This is a genomic window from Arthrobacter sp. FW305-BF8, assembly GCF_021789315.1.
Classification (GTDB): domain Bacteria; phylum Actinomycetota; class Actinomycetes; order Actinomycetales; family Micrococcaceae; genus Arthrobacter.
In genome coordinates this window covers 317834-337697 of record NZ_CP084561.1, presented here as the reverse complement: position 1 = coordinate 337697, position 19864 = coordinate 317834, and the positions used below count along the sequence as shown (strand labels likewise).

16 protein-coding genes are annotated in these 19864 nt (G+C 66.7%); 7 read left to right on the top strand and 9 right to left on the bottom strand.

Annotated elements, in window-relative coordinates:
• Positions 1 to 5: 5 nt before the first annotated feature.
• Both LFT45_RS01500 and LFT45_RS01495 read right to left on the bottom strand, forming a co-directional pair.
• On the bottom strand, positions 6 to 914 hold the full coding sequence (locus tag LFT45_RS01500; protein WP_236806201.1) for a DMT family transporter: 909 nt from the start codon (positions 912 to 914) through the stop codon (positions 6 to 8).
• Positions 915 to 931: 17 nt separating this feature from the next.
• Positions 932 to 1504: a TetR/AcrR family transcriptional regulator gene (locus LFT45_RS01495; RefSeq protein ID WP_236808798.1), complete on the bottom strand. Its 573-nt coding sequence runs from the start codon at positions 1502 to 1504 to the stop codon at positions 932 to 934.
• A 369-nt stretch (positions 1505 to 1873) separates the two neighbouring features.
• Between LFT45_RS01495 and chvE the strand changes: the two genes are divergently transcribed.
• From chvE to LFT45_RS01475, 4 genes are all read left to right on the top strand, one after another.
• Positions 1874 to 2998, top strand: a complete 1125-nt coding sequence (gene chvE, locus LFT45_RS01490; RefSeq protein ID WP_236806200.1) for a multiple monosaccharide ABC transporter substrate-binding protein — start codon at positions 1874 to 1876, stop codon at positions 2996 to 2998.
• 121 nt (positions 2999 to 3119) lie between these two features.
• The gene (mmsA, locus tag LFT45_RS01485) at positions 3120 to 4649 is read left to right on the top strand and encodes a multiple monosaccharide ABC transporter ATP-binding protein (RefSeq protein ID WP_236806199.1); all 1530 of its coding nucleotides are present in this window, start codon (positions 3120 to 3122) and stop codon (positions 4647 to 4649) included.
• A 5-nt stretch (positions 4650 to 4654) separates the two neighbouring features.
• Positions 4655 to 5968, top strand: a complete 1314-nt coding sequence (gene mmsB / locus LFT45_RS01480) for a multiple monosaccharide ABC transporter permease (protein ID WP_236806198.1) — start codon at positions 4655 to 4657, stop codon at positions 5966 to 5968.
• 34 nt (positions 5969 to 6002) lie between these two features.
• Positions 6003 to 6212, top strand: a complete 210-nt coding sequence (locus tag LFT45_RS01475; protein WP_236806197.1) for a hypothetical protein — start codon at positions 6003 to 6005, stop codon at positions 6210 to 6212.
• A 95-nt stretch (positions 6213 to 6307) separates the two neighbouring features.
• Here the strand turns inward: LFT45_RS01475 and LFT45_RS01470 are convergent, their stop codons facing one another.
• From LFT45_RS01470 to LFT45_RS01440, 7 genes are all read right to left on the bottom strand, one after another.
• Positions 6308 to 7300: an NAD-dependent epimerase/dehydratase family protein gene (locus LFT45_RS01470; RefSeq protein ID WP_236806196.1), complete on the bottom strand. Its 993-nt coding sequence runs from the start codon at positions 7298 to 7300 to the stop codon at positions 6308 to 6310.
• Between the two features lie 19 nt (positions 7301 to 7319).
• Positions 7320 to 8336 (bottom strand): LacI family DNA-binding transcriptional regulator, encoded by a 1017-nt coding sequence (locus tag LFT45_RS01465; protein WP_442863583.1) that lies wholly within the window; start codon positions 8334 to 8336, stop codon positions 7320 to 7322.
• Complete coding sequence (locus LFT45_RS01460; protein ID WP_236808784.1) at positions 8333 to 9262, bottom strand: aldose 1-epimerase family protein; 930 nt, start codon at positions 9260 to 9262, stop codon at positions 8333 to 8335. Before LFT45_RS01460 ends, LFT45_RS01465 begins: the two co-directional genes overlap by 4 nt.
• A gap of 11 nt (positions 9263 to 9273) precedes the next feature.
• On the bottom strand, positions 9274 to 10794 hold the full coding sequence (araA, locus tag LFT45_RS01455; protein WP_236806195.1) for an L-arabinose isomerase: 1521 nt from the start codon (positions 10792 to 10794) through the stop codon (positions 9274 to 9276).
• Positions 10795 to 10857: 63 nt separating this feature from the next.
• A complete protein-coding gene (locus LFT45_RS01450; protein WP_236806194.1) occupies positions 10858 to 11568 on the bottom strand; it encodes an L-ribulose-5-phosphate 4-epimerase in 711 nt (236 codons plus the stop codon).
• Positions 11565 to 13316, bottom strand: coding sequence for a ribulokinase (araB, locus tag LFT45_RS01445; protein ID WP_236806193.1), 1752 nt, complete (start codon positions 13314 to 13316; stop codon positions 11565 to 11567). Before araB ends, LFT45_RS01450 begins: the two co-directional genes overlap by 4 nt.
• A 106-nt stretch (positions 13317 to 13422) precedes the next feature.
• A complete protein-coding gene (locus LFT45_RS01440; protein WP_236806192.1) occupies positions 13423 to 14433 on the bottom strand; it encodes a LacI family DNA-binding transcriptional regulator in 1011 nt (336 codons plus the stop codon).
• 82 nt (positions 14434 to 14515) lie between these two features.
• Here LFT45_RS01440 and LFT45_RS01435 point away from each other — a divergent pair, with 82 nt between their 5' ends.
• From LFT45_RS01435 to LFT45_RS01425, 3 genes are all read left to right on the top strand, one after another.
• The gene (locus tag LFT45_RS01435) at positions 14516 to 16129 is read left to right on the top strand and encodes an FG-GAP-like repeat-containing protein (protein ID WP_236806191.1); all 1614 of its coding nucleotides are present in this window, start codon (positions 14516 to 14518) and stop codon (positions 16127 to 16129) included.
• Between the two features lie 310 nt (positions 16130 to 16439).
• Positions 16440 to 18650 (top strand): multicopper oxidase family protein, encoded by a 2211-nt coding sequence (locus LFT45_RS01430; protein ID WP_236806190.1) that lies wholly within the window; start codon positions 16440 to 16442, stop codon positions 18648 to 18650.
• Positions 18647 to 19828: a hypothetical protein gene (locus LFT45_RS01425; RefSeq protein ID WP_236806189.1), complete on the top strand. Its 1182-nt coding sequence runs from the start codon at positions 18647 to 18649 to the stop codon at positions 19826 to 19828. The genes LFT45_RS01430 and LFT45_RS01425 overlap by 4 nt, the downstream gene beginning before the upstream one ends.
• Positions 19829 to 19864: the final 36 nt, after the last annotated feature.

Genomic DNA, 19864 nt, shown 5'->3' with positions numbered 1-19864 from the left:
AGCGGTTAGGGGAGCGCGCTGGCGGTCGCCCGGGGCGTCAGGACGAACAGACTTCCCAGCACCATAACGACGCCGACCCACCCCAGCGCCGGCAAACGCTCCCCCACGACCACGACCGCCAGCACGGCGGCGACGACGGTCTCCATGAGGGAAAGGCCCGTTGCGGTGCTGGCGCGGACGCGGGCCAGCCCCCATCCGAACAGGACGTAGCCTGCGAACATCGGCACAAGCGCCATGTAGGCCCCCACCGCGAAATTGGTCCACGACTCAAGGATCGGCCGGCCTGTCATGGCGAGCACGGGCATCAGCAGCAGTCCGCCCAGCCCGAACACCGCACCCATGGCGGCCCGGGACGGCACTCCCCCGCTGATCAGGCGGTGGGCGGCCCACGAATACAGCGCGTAGGTCACGCCCGCCACCAGCCCCAGACCGACACCAGTGGGCACCGCCCAGGTGCCGGCAAGGGCGCCGGGACGTTCCGCACTGTCACCGGCTAAACTCAGGAGCCCGGCGCCTGCCACCCCGATCAGCGCGCCGAGCATCCAGCGGCGGGTCAGCACCTTCTTCTCCGCCAACCGCTCGATAACCGCCGACGCCAGCGGAGCCGAGCCGATCGAGACTACCGTTCCGAGCGCCACGCCAGCTAGGCGCATGGAACTGTAAAAGGCGAGAGGGTAAACCGCGACGGCGGCCGCCCCCAGTACGACGAGCAGCCACCGGCCGCGGAGGTTGACCCAATGGGACGCTATCGGCTGCACCGCGCAGAGTGCCTGGAGCAGCCCGCCCATGCCCATCGCCACCGCACCGATGGCGAGCGGACTCACGGACGGCGCGAACGTGGCAGCCGTTCCCGTCGTGCCCCAAAGCGCCGACGCACCCACAACGAAAATGGCACCGAGAAGGGGCCCGTTCATACGGCCAAGCAGCGCCCTCACAGCTGCTCCAACATCTGGGCAGCGATCATCCGGGCCTCCTGCAGGCAGCCGTCTTCGCCTTCAAGGCCCGCCCTGGCCATGGAACCCTCCAGCAGGAAGGCCAGGTGCCGGGCCACTCTGGCAGCCGTCTTATCCTGCCCACGCAGCAGCTCCGCGACGTGCTTGCGCAGGAGGCCCTCGACTTCTTCCTTGTGCTGCCGCACGGCCTGCCGCCCCGGAGCCCCCGCGGGCAGTTCCGCGGCGGCATTCAGCAGCCCGCAGCCCCTGAAGCCGTGTTCGTAGGCGAAGTTCGCGTGGTCAATGTAGGCGTCGAACACTGCCAGAACCCGTTCCCGGGGAGTGGCCGCCGCCGCAACCCGCCCCCGGTAGAGAGTTAGCCATTCCTCATGGCGGGCAGCGAGGTAGGCCGCCACCAAATCCGCCTTGGAAGTGAAGTTGTTGTAAAGGCTTTTCTTGGCCACACCGGCCGCAGCCGTAATGGAGTCGATGCCCGTTGCGGAAACCCCGTCGGCATAGAAGAGCCGCGCCGCAGCCTCGAGGAGCGACGCGCGGGCAGGCCGCCGCTTCATTGCCGGCCGGACTTCAGATGCAGCCACGGAAATACCTCCAACACTAAGATGAGTAGGTAGACCAGTCTACCTACTCACCTTCTCCGCCCTCAAGAGGCGACGGAACCGGGCCGGGCGGGAGCCGCCGTCGTCACCAATTTGTGTCTTGCTTCACAGCGCCACCACGGATAATATTGTCCAAGATTGTTAGCGCTAACAGAAATGTTGGAGCAGCCGGGGTCTCCGCTCCGGAATGACAGCCCTCCGGTGCCGGTCCTGCGGAACGGCCTCGGTACGCCGGACACGAGTGGCCGGCGACGGCGGAAAGTACATACGCTTTCCGCTCAAGCACCGATTCGTGGCTTAACCAGGCCACGGAAGGAGAATAACGTGAGAATCAAGAAACTGCTGGGCGCCGTCGCCGTCGTCCTGGCTGTGACGGTGGGGGCCACCGGCTGCGGCAGCCGCCCCGGCGCCACCACCGGAACCAGCAGCGCCGACGCTGCCGGCGCCCTGGTGGGAATCTCCATGCCGACGCAGACGTCGGAGCGGTGGATCGCTGACGGCAAGAACGTCTCGGACTCCCTGGCCAAGCTCGGCTACAAGACGGACCTCCAGTACGCCAATGACGACATTCCCACCCAGGTATCCCAGATTGAGAACATGCTGACCAAGGGTGCGAAGTCCCTGATCGTCGCGGCCATCGACGGCACCACGCTGACAGATGTCCTGGCGAAGGCCAAGGAACAGAACGTCAAGGTCATCGCCTACGACCGGCTCATCAACGGCACTCCGAACGTTGATTACTACACCACCTTTGACAACTATGAGGTGGGCGTCCAGCAGGCAACGTCCCTGCTGACCGGCCTTGGCCTGGTGGATGCCTCCGGCAAGAAGGTCGACGGCAAGGGCCCGTTCAACGTGGAACTGTTCGCGGGCAGCCCGGACGACAACAACGCCAACTTCTTCTGGACCGGCGCCATGGACACCCTGAAGCCGTACCTGGATGCCGGCACCCTCAAGGTTCCCAGCGGCCAGACCAAGTTCGAGCAGGCGGCCATCCTGCGCTGGCAGGCCGCAACCGCCCAGAAGCGGATGGAAGACATCCTCACCGCCGCTTACGGCTCCGGCAAGAAGCTCGACGGCGTGCTGTCACCTTACGACGGCCTCTCCATCGGCATCATCTCCGCCCTGACCAGCACCGGCGGCTACTCCAAGGGCGCCCTGCCGGTAGTGACCGGCCAGGACGCGGAAAAGGGCTCGGTGAAGTCCATCGTCGCCGGCGAGCAGTACTCCACGATCTTCAAGGACACCCGCAAGCTCGGCGAGCAGGCCGTGAAGATGGTGGACGCCGTCCTGAAGGGCCAGGAGCCCGAGGTCAACGACACTAAGACCTACAACAACAAGGTCAAGGTTGTCCCGGCGTACCTGCTGAAGTCCGTCATTGTCACCAAGGACAACTACAAGCAGGAACTGATCGACTCCGGTTACTACACCGACGCTGACATCAAGTAGCAGCATCGCACCAAATAGCAGCACGGCGGGGGCGCCTGCAGCCGCAGGCGCCCCCGCACCCCCAACAGATCGACCCACCGAAACAGATCAGCTCATCGAACAGATCAGCGGGAAATAACCAATGAACGTACCCATTCTTCAGATGCGCGGGATCACGAAGACCTTCCCCGGCGTCAAGGCCCTCCAGGACGTCACCCTGGACGTGAACCGCGGCGAGGTCCACGCGATCTGCGGCGAAAACGGGGCAGGCAAGTCCACCCTGATGAAGGTGCTCTCCGGCGTCTACGCCCACAACACCTTCGAGGGCGACATCCTCTTCGAGAACGAACCGTGCGACTTCGCGTCCATCAGCGACAGCGAGAAGCGCGGCATCGTGATCATCCACCAGGAGCTGGCACTGAGCCCGTACCTGTCCATCGCGGAAAACATCTTCCTGGGCAACGAACTGGCCTCCCGCGGCTGGGTCGACTGGCGCAAGACCAACCTGGAAGCAGCCAAGCTGCTGGCCCGGGTGGGCCTGAGCGAAAATCCGGTCACGCCCATCCAGCACATCAGCGTGGGCAAGCAGCAGCTAGTCGAAATCGCCAAGGCGCTGTCCAAGGAGGTGAAGCTGCTGATCCTGGACGAGCCCACCGCAGCCCTGAACGACGAGGACTCCGACCACCTGCTGGACCTGATCCTGCACCTGAAGGGCCAGGGCGTCACCAGCATCATCATCAGCCACAAACTCAACGAGATCCGCAAGGTAGCGGACGCCGTCACCATCATCCGCGACGGCAAGTCCATCGAGACCCTGCGCGTGGACCAGGGCGAGATCACCCAGGAGCGCATCATCCGCGGCATGGTGGGCCGCGACCTGGACAGCCTCTACCCCGAACGCGAACCGCAGATCGGCGAGGAAGTCCTGCGCATCGAAGACTGGACGGTCCAGCACCCGCAGGACCACACCCGCACCGTGGTCCACAACGCCAGCCTCAACGTCCGCAAGGGCGAAGTGGTGGGACTCGCCGGCCTCATGGGCGCCGGCCGCACCGAACTGGCCATGAGCGTCTTCGGCCGGACGTACGGCCGGGCCGTCTCCGGAAAAGTGTTCAAACACGGCAAGGAAATCAACACCTCCACCGTCCCCGAGGCCATCCGCCACGGCATCGCCTACGCCACCGAGGACCGCAAGCACTACGGCCTGAACCTCATTGAGGACATCAAGCGCAACATCTCCATGGCGGCCCTGGCAAAGCTTTCCAAACGCGGCTGGGTGGACGGCAACCAGGAAACCACGGTGGCAAACAGCTACCGGAAGAGCATGAACATCAAGGCCCCGTCCGTCGCGGCCATCACCGGCAAGCTCTCCGGCGGCAACCAGCAAAAAGTGGTCTTGAGCAAATGGATGTTCTCCGACCCCGACGTGCTGATCCTGGACGAGCCCACCCGGGGCATCGACGTCGGCGCCAAGTTCGAGATCTACACGATCATCGCCGAGCTCGCCGCCCAGGGCAAGGCCGTCATTGTGATCTCCTCCGAACTCCCCGAGCTCCTGGGCATCTGCGACAGGATCTACACCCTGTCCGCGGGCCACGTCACGGGCGAAGTCCCCATCGCCGAGGCCTCCCAGGAAACCCTCATGCACTACATGACAAAAGAGAAGGAATAACGGACATGTCCGCCCTACGAGAATCCCTCGGCTTCCTGGCAAGCCGCCTCCGCCAGGTCGGCATCTTCGTCGCCCTGATCCTGATCGTCCTGCTGTTCCAAGTCCTCACCGACGGGATCCTGCTCCAGCCGCAGAACGTCAGCAACCTCGTCGTCCAGAACAGCTACATCCTCATCCTGGCCATCGGCATGGTCATGGTCATCATCGCCGGGCACATCGACCTCTCCGTCGGCTCCATCGCCGGGTTCATCGGCGCCGTCGCCGGCGTCATGATCGTCCACTGGGGCTGGGCCTGGTGGGCAGCGATCCCGGCGTGCCTCCTCGTCGGCGCCCTCGTGGGTGCCTGGCAGGGGTACTGGATCGCCTACGTCGGCATTCCCGCGTTCATCGTCACCCTGGCCGGCATGCTGATCTTCCGCGGCCTGACCCTGATCACCCTGAAGAACCAGCAGATCACCCCTTTCCCGGATGAACTCCGCGCCCTCGGCGGCGGCTTCCTCCCGGACATCTCCGGCGGCACCTCGGTGCTCGAATGGCTCACCGTGATCCTCGGCGTCGGCGGCACCGCTGCCCTCCTGTTCCAGTCCATCAAGGAACGCCGCGTCCGCCGCAAGTTCAACCTGGAAAACGAACCCATGGCCTGGTTCGCCACCAAGACCGCGTTCATCGCCGTGCTGATGCTCATCATCACGTTCCTCCTCGCCAGCTACCGGGGCACCCCGATCGTGCTGCTGGTCCTCGCCGGCCTGGTCATCGCCTACTCGGCACTGATGAACAACAGCATCTTCGGCCGCCACACCTACGCCATCGGCGGAAACCTGCACGCGGCCGAGCTCTCCGGCATCAAGACCAAGGCTGTGACCTTCCGGCTTTTCGTGAACATGGGCGTCCTCGCCGCCCTGGCCGGCCTGATCTTCACGGCCCGCCTGAACTCGGCGCAGCCCGCCGGCGGCACGGGCTTCGAACTGGACTCCATCGCGGCCGCCTTCATCGGCGGCGCGGCGGTTCAGGGCGGCATCGGAACCGTGGCCGGGGCCATGATCGGCGGCCTCATCATGGGCGTCCTGAACAACGGCATGTCCATACTCGGCCTCGGCACCGACTACCAGCAGCTCATCAAGGGCCTGGTGCTGCTGCTCGCCGTCGGCTTCGACATCTTCAACAAGAACCGCGCCGGCGGCGGATCGTCCATCGCCAAGCGCTTCAAGCTCAGGACCACGCCGCCCGCCACCGAAACCAAGGCACCGGCAGCAACCGCGGCACCGGCCGAACCGGCCGCGCCGGTGGCGGCCGGCAGCCGTTCGCCTGAGAACACCTAACCAACCAGCCTCCCGCCAGCAGAAAGGACACGCCATGACCGCCTCCCTCGATTCCATCGACATCCGCGTCACGAGCCGGCACGCCCTGGACGAGCACCTCGAAGCAGCCGTGAAGGACCTCCAGGACCTGGCGATGCTCACTGGCACGCACGGCATCCTGGTCACGCGTCACCGGCCCGGAAACTATACGGCCGCACTTTCCGAGCAGGTCCCGTTCGGCATGACGCGCGAAGTCATCCACTGACGCGTTAGCAAATACACCGAGTCCCTCCCCGGTATCACCGCGGGAGGGACTCGGCGTTTAAAAGGCGTTTAAAAGCAGGGAAGGTCGACGGCGGTTCAGCCCGCCAGGGTGCCCAGCGGACGGGAGACGCGGAGCTGGCCGTGCTCGATGAGCCAGTTCACGGATTCGAGTACGGCCTGTTCGGGCTCGTACCGCGGCGCGTAGCCGAGGAGGGACCTGGCCTTCTCGATGGTGAAGCAATGGCTGCGGTGGAGGTGGCCCCAGCTGGACTCGGCATAGTCTGCTGTGGTGGACCGGCGGAACTCGTCCCAGGTGACTGTTTCCAGCCTCGCCGTCTGCCCAAACCAGGCGGCGGCGGTCTCGGCATAGCCGCGGACGCTGAGCGCGGTGGGCGCGACGATGTTGAAGTCCTCCCCGGCGGCCGCGTTCCGGTGCCCGATGGCCTTCTCGAACGCCTGGGCGACGTCGTCGGCGTGCACGTGGTGCATCATCTCGGCCCCGCTGCCGGGGACCTGCAGGATCTCACCAGCCGAAAGCGTGTGCCAGACGGCCGGGTCGAGGTTCCCGAGCGGACCGGTGGGGTGCCAGCCGGGACCGACGATGTGGCCGGGGTGCAGGGATGTGGTGACCAGACCGCCGTCGGCCGTCTCTTCCTTCAGCATCCGCGCGATCCGGTCCTTCTGGATGCCGTACTCGTTAAACGGTGCGGCGGCCGAATCGGAACCTTCGGCGATGGGCAGCTTGAGGCTCTTGCCGTAGCGCCAGATGGAGCCGCAGTGCACCAAATGCCCGATCTCGCCGCGGAGGCGGCTGACCAGCGCGGTCGCAGACTCGAGCGTGAAGCAGACCAGATCGACGACGACGTCGGCCTGCAGTCCCGCTATCCGGTCACCGAAAGTGCCGTCCCGGTCTTCCTGTTGCCGGTCGGCAATGACGTGGCGCACCTGCTGCCATTCCGGTGCGTCGGCATAGATCCTGGAGGTCCCGCGGCTGATGTTGATGACCTCGTGGCCAGCCCGCACCAGCCGCGGGACGAGGAAGGTGCCGATGTGGCCGCTGCCGCCGATGACAATAATTTCTAAACCCATGGCATCCACAGTAAGGGTGTCAGCCTGCCGGCGGCGCCGTGGAGCCCCGCACCACGAGCTTGGGGTTGAGGACCGAAGCCGCTGCCGAGGGGCCATGGGCCATGTCGGACAGCAGCATCCGGATGCAGCGCGCGCCGAGCTCCTTGAAGCCCTGGTTCACTGTGGTCAGCGGCGGGACAAAGTAGGCGGCCTCAGGTTGGTCGTCGAACCCCACCACGCTGATGTCTTCCGGCACGCGCAGGCCTGCCTCGCTGAACGCGCGCAGCGCACCCAGGGCCATCTGGTCGTTCGCCGCGAACACGGCGGTGACGTTGCCTGCCGCTGCCAGTTCCTGTCCGGCGCGGTAGCCGCTTTCGGCGCTCCAGTCCCCGTGGATCAGCACGCCCTCCGGCAGGCCGGCCTGCTCCAGCGTGCGCCGCCAGCCTTCTGTCCGGGCCGCGGCGTCAATCCAGTCCTGCGGCCCGGAAACGTGCGCGATCGCGGTATGGCCAAGGTTGACCAGGTGCTGCACGGCAAGGGCCGCACCAACGCGCTGGTTCACGGCCGCGACCGTCAGGTGCTCATCCGCCCCGAACCCCACGGCCACCAGCGGGACGGACAGTGCAATGGTGTGCAGCGATTTCAGCATCGTCTCGTGCGGGACGATCACAACGATCCCGTCCACGGACTGCAGCAGGAAGTGTTCGAGGGCATCGTGGATGCCGGCGGTGGTCACCTCGCTGAGGCTGGCCATGCTGACGGAATAGCCCTCGTTCCGGGCTGCCTGCTGGACACCCAGCAGTGTGTTTGCCGGGCCGTAGTGGGCCGTGCCGGCGCCCAGGACCCCGATGGCCTGTGAACGCCGGGTGACCAGGCTGCGCGCTGCGGTGTTGCGGCGGTATCCCAGCTCGGCGATGGCACGTTCCACACGCCTGCGGGTCTGGGCACTGACATTCGGATGGGTGTTGAGCACCCGCGACACGGTCTGGTGGGACACGCCCGCGAGGCGTGCCACGTCCTCCATGACGGGAGGACGTGGCGTTGCCTGAGCGCTCACGTGGCGAAGATGCTCCAGGATGCCTCGTGCGCGGCGCCCGGCTCCAGCCGGATCAGGTCCACGCCACTGTTGAAGGCATCAGGAGGGCAGGTCATGGGTTCCACGGCAAGGCCCAGCCGGTTGGGGGCCGGCGGCTGCTTGTCGGCGGTGTGGATCTGGAGCCACCGGCAGGTGCGGTCCCAGGCCATTCCGACGCCGGTCCCGCCCGGGTCCCGGACCAGCACGCGGGCCTGCCCGCCGGCGTCGGGCGTACCGCCGTCGGACGCACCGCCATCGAACGCTATGTCGGTGAACGCGTGGTCGATCTCTGTGGTGCCGATGGCGCGCGGCGTGCGGAAGTCGAACTCATGGCCCTCCACGGTGCGCGTTTCCTTGGGCAGCAGCCGGTCCGGGGTGACCTCGAGGAACCGCCCGGCGGGGATCTGAAGGGTCCACTCATCGAGCGGCGCGGGTCCAGCCACCAGGTAGGGGTGCGGGCAGACGCCGTACGGTGCCACGGTACCGCCAAGGTTCGACGCCGTGACCCGGCTGTGCAGGCCGTCCTCCGCCAGCCGGTACTCGACGACGAGGCGCACCTCGTGCGGGTATCCCGCCGTCGGCTGTGGCGTGCAGGACAGCGTCACCGACGACTCGTTCTGCGACTCCAGGTCCCAGTCGAGGGGGAACGCCAGCCCGTGCAGGGCGCAGCCGCGGTCGGTTTCGTTGACCGGAACCTCGTACTCGGCGCCGTCGAACGTGTACCTGCCGTCGGCGATCCGGTTCGGCCAGGGCGCAGCGACGATGCCCCTGTAGTCGGGAATGGGCCCGCCCTCCGGGAACGGAACGATGAGGTCCCGTCCCCGGTGGCGCAGCTCCCGCAGCGCACCGGCCTGCGCCGTGACAACGGCGGTGTACTCGCCCGCCCGGATCTTGAACTCGGCCGCCACCCCGGGCTCGGTCACAGCCTGCCGGCCAGCCTGTAGTAGGCGGCGTTCCAGGCCAGTTCCTTCTTGAACTGCTTGAGGGTGGTGCCTTCGTCGATGGTGAGCAGCTCGGTCTGCGCGATCTCGGCGAAGTCCTCGAACACGTCCACGCCCACCTGGGTGGAAAGGACGGTGTGGTGCGCGGCCCCGGCCGTCAGCCAGGCTGCGGCGGAGGTGGCGAAGTCGGGCTTCGGTTCCCAGAGGGCCCGCGCTACGGGCAGGTTGGGCAGCGGCTCGTCGAGGTCGACGACGTCGACGGCGTTGGCGACCAGGCGGAACCGGTCGCGCATGTCGGACAGGGCGACGACGACACCGGGGCCGGCGTCAGTGTCGAAGACCATGCGGACCGGGTCTTCCTTGCCGCCGATGCCCAGCGGGTGGATTTCGACGCGCGGCTTGGAGGCCGTCAGCGAGGGGCAGACCTCCAGCATGTGGGCGCCCAGGATCTTCTCCTGGCCGGGCACCAGGTGGTAGGTGTAGTCCTCCATCAGCGAGGCGCCACCAGGCAGCCCGGCGCCCATGACCTTGGCGGCGCGGATCAGGATGGCGGTCTTCCAGTCGCCCTCGGCACCGAAGCCGTAGCCGTCGGCCATGAGCCGCTGGACGGCCATGCCCGGCAGCTGCCGCAGTTCGCCGAGGTCCTCGAAGGATGTGGTGAAGGCGGCGGAGCCGTTGGCTTCGAGGAAGCTGCGCAGTCCGAGCTCGATGCGGGCGCTGTAGCGGAGGGACTCATGGCGCGCTCCGTCGGAGCGGAGCTCCGGCGCTACGTCGTAAAGCCGCTCGTACTCGGCAACCAAAGTGTCGACGTCGGACTCCGCGGCGGCGTGCACGGCGTCGGCGAGCTCGTTGACGGACCAGGTGTTGACCGAGACGCCGAAGCGCAGCTCCGCCTCGGTCTTGTCGCCTTCGGTGACGGCGACGTTGCGCATGTTGTCCCCGAAGCGGGTCAGCCTCAGGTTCCGGACGGCGGCCCAGCCGGCGGAGGCGCGCTGCCAGACGCCCACCTGGCGGGCGACCTCCGGGTTGGACACGTGGCCCACCACGGTCTTGCGCGGTACCCCCAGCCGGGACTGGATGTAGCCGAACTCGCGGTCGCCGTGCGCGGCCTGGTTCAGGTTCATGAAGTCGAAGTCGATGTCCGCCCACGGCAGTTCCACGTTGGCCTGGGTGTGCAGGTGCAGCAGCGGCTTGCGGAGCAGGTCGAGGCCCTGGATCCACATCTTGGCCGGGGAGAACGTGTGCATCCAGGCCGTCACGCCGATCACGGAATCGTCCGAGTTGGCTTCCAGCGCGGTCCGGCGGATGGCGTCCGAGTCCGTCAGCACGGGCTTCCAGACGAGCTTGACCGGGACGTCCGAGGACTCGTTCAGGGCGGCGGCGATCTCCTGGGACTGGGCCGCCACCTGCTTCAGAACATCCTCGCCGTAGAGGTGCTGGCTGCCGGTGAGGAACCAGACCTCGTAGTGCTCGAGAGAGGTGTTGTGGGCGCTGGGCATTGGTGTCTCCTTTGAAAATCTTGGGTGTGAGGCCGCGGTGTGGGGGCCGCGGTGGGGCCGGAACTAGCGGCCGTAAACGTTCTGGTAGCGGTCGTAGAGCGACTCGATCTGGGCCGGGTCGATGGCCAGCGGTTCACCGAGCTGCCGGGAAACGTGGACCGTGCGGGCCACTTCCTCGCACATGACGGCGGCCTTGACTGCCGAGCGGGCGTCCTTGCCGATGGTGAACGGGCCGTGGTTCTGCATGAGCACCGCCGGGGAGTTGGATCCGCGCAGTGTTTCCACAATGCCGCGGCCGATCGAATCGTCGCCGATGAGCGCGAACGGGCCCACCGGGATGGGGCCGCCGAATTCATCGCCCATCATCGTGAGCACGCACGGGATCTCCTCACCGCGCGCTGCCCAAGCCGTGGCGTAGGTCGAGTGGGTGTGGACCACGCCGCCGACGTCGGGCATGTTCCGGTAGACGTAGGCGTGCGCGGCGGTATCGGACGACGGCGTGAGGTCCGGGTTGTCCCACTGGGCCGGAACGCCGTCGGCGTCTGCGCTCAGGCTGCTGACCGGGATGCCGTAGAGGTCGGTGACCACCATGAGTTCCGGGGCCAGGTCGTCGTAGGAGACGCCGGAGGGCTTGATGACCATGAGGTCGTAGCCGGGGATCCGGCCGGAGACATTCCCTGCCGTCCAGACCACAAGGCCATACCGGGTCAGCTCGGCGTGCAGTTCGCAGACCTCACGGCGGATACGGGCAATGGTTTCCAGCAGTGCGCTCACGCCGAAATCTCCTCAGTGGTCAGGGACTCAGTTTGCAGGGACTGTGTGTTTAGGTGCGCAGCGTTGCGCTGGATGGCCTTGAGCCGGTGCATGACCTCGTTGGTTCCCCGGCCGAAGTAGTCGTGCAGGGTCCGGTACTCGCGGAACAGTTCGTCGTACGCCGCGACGTTCTCCGGGATCGGAGTGTAGACGGCGCCCGGTGCGGCACCCATCGCCTCGGACGCGGCCCGGACATCGGCGTACTTCCCTGCGGCAACGGCCGCGTGGATGGCCGAACCCAGGGCCGGGCCCTGGGTGGAACCGATGGTGGAGAGCTGGAGGCCGGTCACGTCGGAGTAGATCTGCATCAGGAGCTTGTTCTTCAGCAGGCCGCCGGCCACGATGAATTCCTTCACCGGAACGCCGGAATCCCGGAAAGCCTCCACGATGGTGCGGGTGCCGAAGGCGGTGGCCTCGAGCAGCGCCCGGTAGATGTCCTCGGGCCGGGTGGCGAGGGTCTGACCCACAACCACGCCGGAAAGCTCGTGGTCCACCAGCACGGAGCGGTTGCCCGAGTGCCAGTCGAGGGAGATCAGGCCGTGCTGGCCGATCGCCTGCCCGGACGCCAGGTCCGTCAGGTATTCGTGGATGCCCTGCCCGGCGTCGGCCGCGGCCTGATGGTATTCGGGCGGGACACCGTACTTGGTGAACCAGCCGAAAATGTCGCCCACGCCGGACTGTCCGGCCTCGTAGCCCCAGAGCCCGTCGACGATGCCGCCGTCCACCACGCCGCACATTCCCGGCACCTCATGGAGCTCCGCGCCGTTCATGACGTGGCAGGTGGAGGTGCCCATGATGGCCACGAGCTGGCCCGGCTCCACAGCCTTCGCTGCCGGGGCGGTGACGTGCGCATCCACGTTGCCCACGGCGACGGCGATGCCCTCCGGCAGTCCGGTCCAGGCGGCGGCCTCGGCGGTCAGGTAACCCGCGGCGTCGCCCAGGCGGCCGATGGTGTGGTCCAGCTTGGCGCTCACGAAGTCCTTGAACTGCGGGTTCAGGGCGGCGAGGAACTCCTCAGACGGGTAGTGCCCGTCCTGGTAGATGCCCTTGTAGCCGGCGGTGCAGGCGTTGCGGACGTAGTTGCCGCAGAGCTGCCAGACGATCCAGTCGGCAGCCTCCACCCAATGGTCCATCTCGGCGTAAGCCTCGGGGTCCTCCTCCAGCAGCTGCAGTCCTTTGGCAAACTCCCACTCGGACGAAATCAGCCCGCCATAGCGCGGCAGCCAGGACTCGCCCAGCTCGGCGGCCAGGGCGTTGATCCTGTCGGCCTGGCCCTGCGCGGCGTGGTGGCGCCAGAGCTTGACGTAGGCGTGCGGCCGGTTGGCGTAGCCGGGCAGTTCGTTGAGCGGGGTGCCGTCGGCTTTGACGGGAACCATGGTGCAGGCGGTGAAGTCCGTGGCAATTCCAACGACGGCGGCCGGGTCGATTCCGGCGTCCGCAATCGCGGCGGGAACAGCGTGCCGCAGCACGTCCCGGTAGTCGTTGGGTACCTGCAGGGCCCATTCACCGGGGAGCCTGGCGGCTGTTCCATCAGCAGCACCAGCGACATCCGCGGGGAGCGCTTCGGTGACTACCGCGTGCGGGTAGTCGAACACGCCGCTGCCGAGTTCCTTGCCGTCCCGGACCCGCACAACCACGGCCCGGCCGGACAGGGTGCCGTAGTCCACCCCGATGACATAGTTTTCGCTGCCGTCTGCTGTGACGTCCATGAATCCTCCAGATAAAGGCCCGTTTGCTTTCCGGGCTGAAACTATTGTGAGCGCTAACAACTTGCTGCGTCAAGTGCCCTCGATCACTGACTCGGGACCGGTGCCCTCAGGCAGGGGCGGCGGTACTCCCGCGGACCACGAGTTCTGGCTCCACCACCGTGGTGCTCACCGTGTCCCCGTTCTCGATGGCGCTCAGCATCAGATCCATGCAGCGCCGGCCGAGCTCCTCGAAGTCCTGCCGCACGGTGGTAAGGGGTGGCGTGAAATAGCCCGACTCCGGCTGGTCGTCAAAGCCCACCACCGAGACGTCCTCCGGCACGCGGACGCCCGCTTCGCTGAAGGCGCGGAGCAAGCCCAGGGACATCTGGTCATTGCCCACGAACAGCGCCGTTGCGGTCCGTTCCGCAGCCAGCTTCCGCCCGATCTCATAGCCGCTGCCGGCGCTCCAGTCGCCCTCGACCACAAGATTGTCATCCAGGCCGGCCGCGCGCAGGGCCGCGCTCCAGCCCTCGGCGCGCGCCACGGCGTCGATCCAGTCCTGCGGGCCGGCAATGTGGCCGATCCGGCGGTGGCCCTGCTCAATCAAATGCCCGACGGCGAGCTCGGCTCCCCGCTTCTGGTCCACCATGGCGCCGCTCACCGACTCGCTGCCCAGCGATCCCACGGCCACCACGGGCACCCCGGGTTTCAGTTCCTCGAGGGCAAGGAGCGTCTCGGAATGCGGCACGATCACCACAATGCCGTCCACCGACTGATCCAGGAAGTGCCGGATGGCATCGAAGATGGCCTCGCGGCTCACTGCCCGCAGGGCCGCGATGCTGACGAAGTAGCCGGCATCGCGCGCGGCATGCTCAACGCCCAGCAAGGTGTTGGCCGGACCGTACTGGGAAAGCTCGCTGCCCAGCACTCCTATGGTCTGCGACTTCCGGGTCACCAGGCTCCGCGCCGCGGTGTTGCGCCGGTAACCCAGCTCGGCAATGGCCGCCTCGACGCGCTCACGCGTGGCCTTGCTGACGTTGGGGTGGTTGTTGATCACCCGCGACACGGTCTGGTGCGAGACTCCCGCACGCTCAGCCACATCCTCAAGCCGGGGCATCCGGGCACTGGTTTTTGCCATGGGGTAATTGTGCGCGACCCAAGCCGGAAGCACGAATAGACGCGGCGGGACGTAAACTGATGGGAGCAAAGGAGCGCTGGCGATGAACGGAAAAGTTCATCATTCTGGGGCCGGATCTTCCGCACGGCACATGCTGACGGGCCTCCTGCTCCTGCTCGCCTTCCTCCTTGGGTACCTGCCCGGCGCCGCTCCTGCACGCGCAGTTTCACTCAAGGGCCATGACATCTCCTGGCCCCAGTGCCCGACGTCGATGGGCGGCTTTGGCCTGCCCCTCCCGCCGGCGGCGTCCCAGTTCGTGGTGATCGGGCTGACGAAGGGACTGCCCTTCACGGAGAACCCGTGCCTGGCCAGCCAGGTTGCCTGGGCGTCCAGCAACCGGAAACCGGCCCAGGCCTACACCATGGCCGCCTTCCCCACGGCCGCCCAGCTCACCGCCCACCGGTCCTCGGGACCGTGGTCGGCAGCCACCCGGGCGGGGCAGCTTTCCAACGTCGGCTACGCCGAAGCACGGTTTGCGGTTGCCAGCCTGGCGCGGGTTCCGTTTGCGCCGCGCGTGGTGTGGATCGACGTCGAACCACGCCCGGCCCAGCCTTGGCCCACGGCGAGCGCGGCGCAGCAGCGCGAAAACCGGTACATCATCGAGGGCCTCATGCGCGGGCTGCGGGATTCCGGCTATTCCTATGGCCTGTACTCGTTCGCTTCGGGCTGGGCCAGCATCACCGGTTCCTGGCGGCTCTCCGGCGTTCCGGTGTGGGCCACCGCCGGACGGCTGGATTTCCCCGCCGAAGCCCTGAATCTTTGCCGCACCCCAAGCTTCTCCGGCGGCCGCGTGTACCTTTCCCAGTGGTACGACGACACCCGGGACTACGACCTGACCTGCGACCCCTACGCTTTCACTCCCCTGCCGGTTCCGGCGTCCACCCTGTCCCGCTCGACGGCCGACTTCAACGGGGACTGGAACACGGACATTCTGGCCCGGGTCACGGCGACGGCTGAACTGCGGCTGTATCGGGGGAACGGCCGCGGCAGTCCGCTCCCCGGCGTGCGGATCAGTAACGGCTGGCGGGGCTACAGCGCCCTTGAGACTCCCGGCGACCTTAACGGCGACGGCGCGCTGGACGTCCTCGCCCGGGAGGATGCCACCGGCATCCTCTGGCTGTACCGCGGCAACGGCACCGGCGGATTCCTTCCCCGGACCAGGATCGGCGCCGGCTGGAACGCCATCAGCGCCATCATCGGGCCGGGTGATTTCAGCGGTGACCAGCGTGTGGACATCCTTGCCCGAGAGTCTGCCACCGGTTTTCTCTGGCTGTACCGCGGCAACGGCACGGGCGGCTTCCTGCCGCGGACCCGCGTGGGCTCCGGCTGGAACATCTTCAACGCCCTGGTGGGCCCGGGCGACATGAACGGCGACGGCAGCGTCGACGTCTTGGCCCGCGAGCGCGCCACCGGCGTCCTGTGGCTGTACCGCGGCACGGGTACGGGCGGTTGGCTCCCCCGCGTCCGGGTGGGTTCCGGCTGGAACGTCATGACCGCCGTCGTAAGTCCCGGCGACTTCAACGGCGACCGCAACCCGGACCTGCTGGCGCGCGACGCCGCCGGCGTCCTGTGGCTCTACCCCGGGCTCGGCACTTTCCAGTTCGCCTCCCGGGTGCGCATCGGCGCCGGGTGGAACGGGCTCGCCCCGCTCTTCTAGCCCGGGCTTCTGATTCAACGTTTAACCAGCAACCCCGCTTTTCCGGCCCGTGCTCTTTCTTCACTTGGCCGCGGCCTTGGAACGACCACCCCCTTATACCCGTCTCATTGAGGGGGTATGCACCGCATTCGTCCAATGTTTTCCCAAGCCCCGGCCCGCACAGTAGTTGCGCGGGGCAACGACAGGCGCAACCGGCTTCCGCAAGGCCAGGACTACCCGGTGAAGAAACCGCCGGGACAGGACCCTGAGACAGCTCTAATACCGGGGCCCACCAGGCCATTCTTTTTTGCCCCGAAGGAGGCGCATACCCATGTCAGAAGAATCCGCAAAAACCACAAACGAAGTGTCCCGCCGCAATATCTTGCGGCTGGGTGCGGCCGGAGGTGCCGGGGCGGCCCTCGTGGCCGCGCAGGGCTGGGCGGGCCCCCTGCTTGCGCAGAAAGGGCTCCTTTCGCCTGACGGCGCGTTCGCGGCCTCGTCCACTGCCCTCGGGGACCTGCTGTTCTATGTGGAATCGTTCCCCACCAGCCCGCTGATTCTGAAGCCGTTCGACGAGGAGCTGACCATTCCCAAGGCCTTGGCTCCCACGCCGGCCGTGGGTGATAGCTCCACCAAGGGCTACACCGAATGGGACGAACCGCCCGGCCCCGGCCAGGGCCAGCAGAGCTCGTTCAAGAATGAGCGGCATCAGATCTGGCCGAATCAGATCGGATCCCCCGACCCTCTCGTGTACAAGATCGATGTAAAACTGGGCGAGCATGCATTCACCAAGTCGGATGTGCTGCCCATCGACGCCAACGGACGGCCCACAATCTCGTTCGACGACAAGGGCAAGACCTACCCGGCCGGCACAATCAGGAAGCTGCCATACAGCACCATCTACAGCTTCAACGGGACCTTTCCCGGGCCGATGATCAACGCAGAGTATGGCAAGCCTGTGCTGGTCCGGTTCGAGAACCAGTTGGATAAGAACGAAAAGGGGCTGGACCGCCAGGACTTCGGTTCGCCCGACTGGTCCTTCCTGACCCACCTGCACAACGGCCACACTGCGCCCGAGAGCGACGGCAATCCGCACTACTCAATGGTCTCCGGGCCCAAGTATGAGGGCTACCTGCCGGGGACATTTTGCGACAACCTGTACCTGAACTGGCCGGCCGGCAATGACGACCGCGAGAAGCAGAGCTTCTTTTGGTTCCACGACCACCGGATGGACCACACGGGGTCCAATGTCTACAAGGGCATGGTGGGCCTCTACCCCATCTATGACCCGAAGGGCAGCATGGACATGGGCGATGAGACCAAGGGTTTGCGGCTCCCCGGCGTCCGCAAGGACAACTCGGACGGATCCTTCGACGTCGACTACGACATTCCGCTGGCCTTCTACGACTGCAGGCTGGACGACGGCGTCACCATGCACAAGGACATCCACGACGTACAGAAGGAGTTCCCGGACGCCAAGAACCCGGCCAAGCACCCCGAATGGTGGGGCAAGACGTTCTACAAGCACTTCCCCAACCACGGCTTCGTGGGCGACATCTTCACTGTGAACGGAACCGCCAATCCGGTGCTGGAGGTGAAGCGGCGCAAGTACCGCTTCCGCTTCCTCGACGCATCCATCGCCCGCATCTACGAGTTCAAGCTCATGAGTTCCACCAAGGGCCCCAAGACAGCTGTATCCCTCGGCTACAAGGGCGACGAACTGGAGGGCCAGTACAGGATCCCGGACGCCCAGCAGTGCATGCAGTTCACCCAGATCGCGTCCGACGGCGGCCTGCTGCCGTTCCCGATCAAGCGCGATTCCTTCGAGCTGTGGCCGGCCAAGCGGCGTGAAGTGGTGGTGGACTTCAGCCGGTACCAGGACGGTACGCCCACCACCAAGGGCGACGTCATCTACCTGACGAACGTCATGAAGATGCCCAACGGCCGGATGTGGAGCAACTCCTCCCGGTTCTCGCCTGACCCGAATTACAAGGTGCCCGTACTGAAGATCGTGATCGGCGACGACGCTCCCGATGACAGCAAGATCCCCACGAAGATGCGCGATCTTCCGCCGCTGCCGAGCAACTGGCAGACCATGCTGGACAACCGCCTGATATTCGAGGTGGAACGCGGCTCGGGCGGCGGCGAAACCGAGTGGCTCATCAACGGCAAGCCCTTCACCCCGAACACCGTGGCGACGAGCCTGAAGAACCGTGCCGGCCGCTCACCGCTTGCGCAGCAGAAGAAGGGCAGCTTCAACCTCTGGGAGATCCGCAACGGCGGCGGCGGCTGGGTCCATCCGTTCCACCTGCACATGGAGGAACACCGGACCGTCATGCGGAACAACAGGGACGTGACCCGCGGCGGCGACAAGGGCCATCCGGACGATGTGTCGCGTGAGGACTTGGTGGCCCTGGATCCCGGCGAGTCGGTGATCATCTACCGCGGCTTCAGGGACTTTGTGGGACCGTACGTGGCGCACTGCCACAACCTGGCACACGAGGACCACGCCATGATGTTTGGCTGGGAGATCACGCCATGACAGCGGCCCCCGCGGGCACCGCCCACTGGAGCAGCAGCGGGACCGGCGCTTCGGCGCCGGCCCGCCCCGCGGTACCGTGGCTGACGGTCATCCCGCTGGCGGCGATGATGGCCTACGCCGACGGGTTCTGGATGGTGTCGCTCCGGGGCGCCGTGGGGGCCATCGAGCGCACCCAGGAGCCCTTTGCGAGCTGGCTTCGGGAATCAACTGTACTGCTGCCGGCCTTTGTCCTGGCGGTCCTCGCCGCCGTGACGCTGGCGCTGCGGTGGTTCGGGCCGGTACTTGCCGGCAAGAAGGCCTTCCTGACAACCGCCCTGCTGGTTGCCGCCGCCGGCACAGTGGCCGGGACCGTCATACTGGCCGCCAGTGAAGCCTGGGACTACGCCCTGCAGCACGACCTCATGGGCTCCCTCCACCACGCGTCCTCCGTCCAGTCCGTGGAACAGCTGGATCAGGCATCCCTGGGGCTGCAGCTGGCCGCCTTTGGCTATGGCGTCGGCCTGCTCCTGCTCACCAACCTCGTGGTGACCGGGTGGACTGTGGCGATCCGGGGCGGGCGACTGGACGTCAGCCGGAGGCAGAAGGGGCGGCGGAAGGATGTCCTGCGCCCCGCTTGGAGAGGCGGCCGGACCCTCGGCGGGACAGACGCCACGGACCTCAGGCAGACGATGGCGGCGGTGGCACTGCTCGGTTGCGCCGCCATCCATCTCGCGGCCATACCGGACCACTTCAATCACTGGGTGGTGGCCAGCGTCTTCTTCCTTGCCCTGGCGCTGGCAGAGGTGGCCGGCGGCGTCCTGCTGCTGCGACGGCCCGGTGTGAATGTCCTCGGTGCCGTCGTGGTTGCCTCCGTGGTGCCGCTGGTCTTGTGGGCGTGGTCCCGCGCGTCGGGGCTACCCTTCGGTCCCAACCCCAATGTGCCCGAGCCTGTTGGCCTCGCCGACGTGGCCGCCTGCCTCCTCGAGCTGGGCACCCTGGCGATCGCCGTCGTCCTGCTCCGCGCCAGGCGCAGCGAAACCGGCGGGCCGGAGAGGCAGACGACCGCGTCCGCCCACCTCCGTGCGCTGGCGGTGGTGGGGGTGATCGCCATTGGATCCTTGGGCGTGGCAGGCGCCGTGCCCGGCTGGCTGGGCGATGTGGATACCTCAGGGAACAGCACCCACAGCGTCACGCATTAGGAGCGCTTTTCTGCACAACGTGATCCAACACAGACG